This is a genomic window from Hydrocoleum sp. CS-953 (genome assembly GCF_002260545.1).
Taxonomy (GTDB): Bacteria; Cyanobacteriota; Cyanobacteriia; order Cyanobacteriales; family Microcoleaceae; genus Trichodesmium.
In genome coordinates, this window is sequence record NZ_LGSU01000717.1 from 1 (window position 1) to 4,362 (window position 4,362).

The 4,362-nt window shown below is 33.4% G+C and carries 6 protein-coding genes and 1 other RNA gene; 1 reads left to right on the forward strand and 6 read right to left on the reverse strand.

Features of this window, described 5'->3' with window-relative positions:
• From rsmI to AFK68_RS08405, 5 genes are all read right to left on the reverse strand, one after another.
• Positions 1–562, reverse strand: a 562-nt coding sequence (gene rsmI, locus AFK68_RS08385) for a 16S rRNA (cytidine(1402)-2'-O)-methyltransferase (protein ID WP_094672344.1), incomplete at its 3' end; no start/stop codon positions are given.
• 782 nt (positions 563–1,344) lie between these two features.
• Positions 1,345–1,770: a hypothetical protein gene (locus AFK68_RS08390; RefSeq protein ID WP_094672340.1), complete on the reverse strand. Its 426-nt coding sequence runs from the start codon at positions 1,768–1,770 to the stop codon at positions 1,345–1,347.
• A gap of 85 nt (positions 1,771–1,855) precedes the next feature.
• Positions 1,856–2,227 carry a phasin family protein gene (locus AFK68_RS08395; RefSeq protein ID WP_094672341.1) on the reverse strand — a complete coding sequence of 124 codons (372 nt, stop codon included), beginning with the start codon at positions 2,225–2,227 and terminating at the stop codon, positions 1,856–1,858.
• A gap of 375 nt (positions 2,228–2,602) precedes the next feature.
• Positions 2,603–2,699, reverse strand: an RNA gene (gene ffs, locus AFK68_RS08400) — signal recognition particle sRNA small type.
• 23 nt (positions 2,700–2,722) lie between these two features.
• Positions 2,723–2,989 carry a YciI family protein gene (locus tag AFK68_RS08405; protein ID WP_094672342.1) on the reverse strand — a complete coding sequence of 89 codons (267 nt, stop codon included), beginning with the start codon at positions 2,987–2,989 and terminating at the stop codon, positions 2,723–2,725.
• 24 nt (positions 2,990–3,013) lie between these two features.
• On the opposite strand from AFK68_RS08405, the gene AFK68_RS08410 reads away from it, so the two are divergent.
• Positions 3,014–3,583, forward strand: a complete 570-nt coding sequence (locus tag AFK68_RS08410; RefSeq protein WP_094672343.1) for a 2'-5' RNA ligase family protein — start codon at positions 3,014–3,016, stop codon at positions 3,581–3,583.
• Positions 3,584–4,111: 528 nt separating this feature from the next.
• Here the strand turns inward: AFK68_RS08410 and AFK68_RS36460 are convergent.
• The coding region (locus AFK68_RS36460) for a hypothetical protein (RefSeq protein WP_168186370.1) at positions 4,112–4,362 on the reverse strand (251 nt) is incomplete at its 5' end.

A 4,362-nucleotide genomic window follows, 5' to 3' on the forward strand; every position in this document is an offset into this window, starting at 1 on the left:
CTATTTTTCTATCTTTACCTAATACTTTTTCTAAATCTTCTAGAGTTTGTAAAAGTTTATAAGGAGACTCATATAAAACTATAGTTTCTAATGAATTAGATAATTTTTCTAGTTGTTCTTCCCTTAGTTTAATTTTAGTAGGTAAAAAACCGATAAAAATAAATTTGTTGGTTGGTAGTCCGCAGGCGCTTAATGCTGTAATACTAGCAGTAACTCCTGGTATTGGTACTACAGAAATATTTGCTTCGACACAAGCTTTTACTAATTCATATCCAGGGTCAGATATTCCTGGCATTCCCGCATCAGTTACTAGAGCTATAGTTTTTCCCTGACTTAGTTTTTCTATTAATTCGGGTATGCGACTTTGTTCGTTATGTTGATGGTAACTTAATTGTGGAGTTTGGATTTGAAAATGTTGTAATAATTTGCCTGTGTGGCGAGTATCTTCTGCTGCTATTAAGTCTACTTTTTGTAATGTTTTAATTGCTCTAAATGTTATGTCTTCTAAATTGCCTATTGGTGTACCAACTATATAAAGGGTTCCTGAATTTACTTCACTCATAATTTGACTATCCTCCTCCATCTTCTCTTGAGATTTTATCAAGTAGAAAGTCATTTCAGCTTCTTAATAATGAAATTTGAAATCTAATAGCTTTAAGTATTTATGACCAAAAAATTAGGTCAATAGCCTTTCCTTAAATTGGGAATAAAAACAATAAACTTCAGTGGTCGGTACTGATAACTGATAAGTTAAGAGAGTGACTCTAATGCTTAAAAAAAATCTACTTTAAAGTTTAGATACTAATGCATGCTTGTGTTATACTATTTTATAGTTCTGGTTTAGCATCCAAATCCCATTTTTACTAGGGGTTAGGTGAAAAAGTCTTTATGGTAAGGGTAGGAGTCAGGCAGAGGAGTCATCGGTAGGAGAATTTACAGTAATAATTCTGGAGGGATGGGTAATTTACAGTCGGAATAATTATCCCTTGATTTTTCTCCCATAGTCTGCAAAAAATCCTAACTTTTGCTCGCTTAATCTGAACTGAAAAAGTTTCAATTTTTTTGGATGTTATAATATAAAAATGTTCAAACCTTTATATGTCAATTCTTTAAAATTTAATCAGACAGCAATACTGGAGTTTGGATACCAAACCCCTACAGTTTTTTCACAAATCATTGTACGTTAACTCTGATAATTGTAAGTATTTATGTTATGACCAAAAAATCAGGTTAATAGCCTTTCCTGAATTGGGTATAAAAATAATAAACTTCAGTGGTCGGTATTGATAACTAATAACTTATAACTGAAATGAGAGAACTATCTTATTTTGGCCTTAGTCAAAGTTAACTATTATATGATTCCCAGTCTGGGCAACTTTCATCCTCTACACCATAAGGGTGCATTCCACAAACTAATAAATTTCCTCCATAAACTTGACCATGATAATGAGTACATCCTATACACGCTGGATGTTTCTCTACTGTAGGTTCTACACGATCAACAAAATAATAGTCTATATCTTCTTCCCGTATCTCAGTATCAACATCAAAATCTAAGTAGACTTCAATTATAGGATTAATTAAATCATTTAGATACTCATCTATTTCAGCAATAATATTAGTCTGTATTTCTTCAGTAATTTCCTCAGAGAGCTTTCCCCACTCATCAAAAACTTCTGAAATTTCCTCTGCCATTTCATTGAAAAAGTCTTCTACCTCTAACATGGCAGTTTCCATTACTTCAAAGAAGTTTTTTGACCAGTCTTCCATTATTATCTATCTCTGCTTTCCTTCAAAACTATCTATATAAATTACTGAAATTCCTGAAATATTGCCATAATTTTTGCGTATAGATTTAGTCTTTTTGTAGCCGACGTAATTCTTCTTGTAAGTTATGTACTTCTTGACGCATTTGATCTACTTCTGTAGAATTTGAATCTGATGAATTGTCATCTTCGGAGAGAATTTCTATACGACGTGGTTCATTAGGTCTCGTTTCTGGAGATGAATCTACAGGAGCTTGCTGCATAGCTTTATTCATCATATCCTCGACAAATTTACGACCTTCTTCTGTGGTCATTTCACCACGCTTAACCATTTCATCTGCCAGTTTTTGAGCTTCTGTCCTTAGTTCAGCCAATTTCTGGTTAGCTTTCTCGCCTGCAAAAGAGGCTAATCCTACTCCTAGATAAACAGCTCTTTGAATAATTCCTCCGAAATTATCCATAAAAAATATATCCTGGCTCCGATACTATTTTACTAACATTTTTTAACAATACACAGCAAGATTAACCTGCTGAGGGGGTATCTCCCAAAATCTACAAGAAAACCTGTAGAAGCTTTGTACGGACGTTGCATGCAACGTCCCTTCTGTCGTCTTAGTTATCGACGGTCGCAGAAGTTTTAATTACTTGACCATGCGCCTCGGTAACTTATCAGGATAGAGGTTACATAGTGGCCTGGCGCAAGCACTATAAACTAATCTGTTTGCATATCATTGTAGAACAATCTATACAACTAATCGGTATAACTAAATCAATGTATATGAATTTATATGAGCAAATATTAGCAAATAAACAATAATTGCTCAAGCTTTAAATTGGGTGACCCGGAGTCAACGCCTACTACAAGCATCCCATGTTGCTGCTACCTTCCGGTCCTGACAAGGTTTAGGCGTTCTAGTCGCGCTGGTCCGAATCATTTACTACTATAACACAAATTTTTATTCTGCAACTATACACCACTGATAAATTTCGTAAGTGACACAATTATTTTTAATCAGGGGGTCTTCAGCTACTATTTTTTCAGCTTCTGCCATAGATGCAGCCTCAAATAGCAACATTCCGCCTCCCTTTTTTGCCCAATAACCACTTTTGGCTTTATGTCCTTTAGCAACTAATTCTTGGACATAAGCTATATGGTCTGGTACATATTGGTCAAATATAGATTTTTCGACTATACCTTTTTCTATTTTGGCAAACCAAGGCATTTTATTTTTTGAATTTTGAATTTTATGGGTCTATCAAAACGTTTATTATTTGTGGCTCTTGTGCCACCTGAAAATATTCAAAACCAAGTTACGGAAATTAAGGAATATTTTGCTAGAGAATATAATAGCAGTCATGCTTTAAGGTCTGTGCCTCATATTACTTTACAGCCTCCTTTTAAATGGCCGACTGAAAATTTAAGTATTGTGCAGGAGTCTTTAGAGACTTTTGCTCAAAAATGTTCTGCTTTTCCCATTACTTTGTCTGGTTTTGCTGCTTTTCCACCTCGTGTTATCTATGTTAATGTTGTCAAAACTCCAGAGCTATTGAAAATTCAAAAAGACTTAATTGAATTTACAGAAACTACTTTAGGAATTGTGCATCCCCCTTCAAAAATTCGTCCTTTTTCTCCTCATGTTACTGTAGCTTTTCGAGACTTAACTAAACAGAATTTTAGAGCAGCTTGGTTAGAATTTCGAGAGCGATCGCTTCACTTTGAATTTACAGCTTCTCAGTTAACTTTATTAATTCATAGTGGTAAGCGGTGGGATATTTGTAATGAGTTTCCTTTTCAGGGTTGTATAAATGCGGAATAATTTTCATAATTTCGTAGCACAGGTATCTTGCCTTTTCAAGTGGAAATTGGGTTTGGAGACCAAACCCCTACAGTTTTTTTCAGCAATAATTTACGATTACTATATTAGTCAAGCTACGTTTATTAATTCTAATAAACTTCAATTATATCTGCTATATTTTTAACTACTCCATTCCTGATAGAAATTTTTATCTTGCTCCTTGACGATTCATTTCAAAGCCATAAACATATATATCCATAAATTTATATAGTTTTTCTTTTTTACGAAATTCAATAATTCCTATTTGCCCCAGGAAAGAAACAAACTCTTCAAAATTTTCTAGAAATTTCTCTGGTAAATTCTGCCATATTTCTNCTTCAGAGAATCAAAAAAATTAATTAGATCGTCATATTCCTCTTTAATTTCTTCACATCGCTTTTTTGATGCTTTTCTTAATCCAGATTATAGAAATTTTCCTTTTTCCTTTTATCAGCACAAATTGAGATAATTCACTAATAGGAATTACACAAATTTGGCAGATATAAATTTCTATACTGCACCTTGACGATTCATTTCAAAACCAGAAACATATATATCCACAAATTTATAACGTCCTTCTTTTTCCCGAAATTCAATAATTCCTATTTGCCCCAGGAAAGAAACAAACTCTTCAAAATTTTCTAGAAATTTCTCTGGTAAATTCTGCCATATTTCTGGCAATTCTTCTTTTGCTAAAAGAGCTGATTTTCCCTTCAGAGAATCAAAAAAATTAATTAGATCGTCATATTCCTCTTTAATTT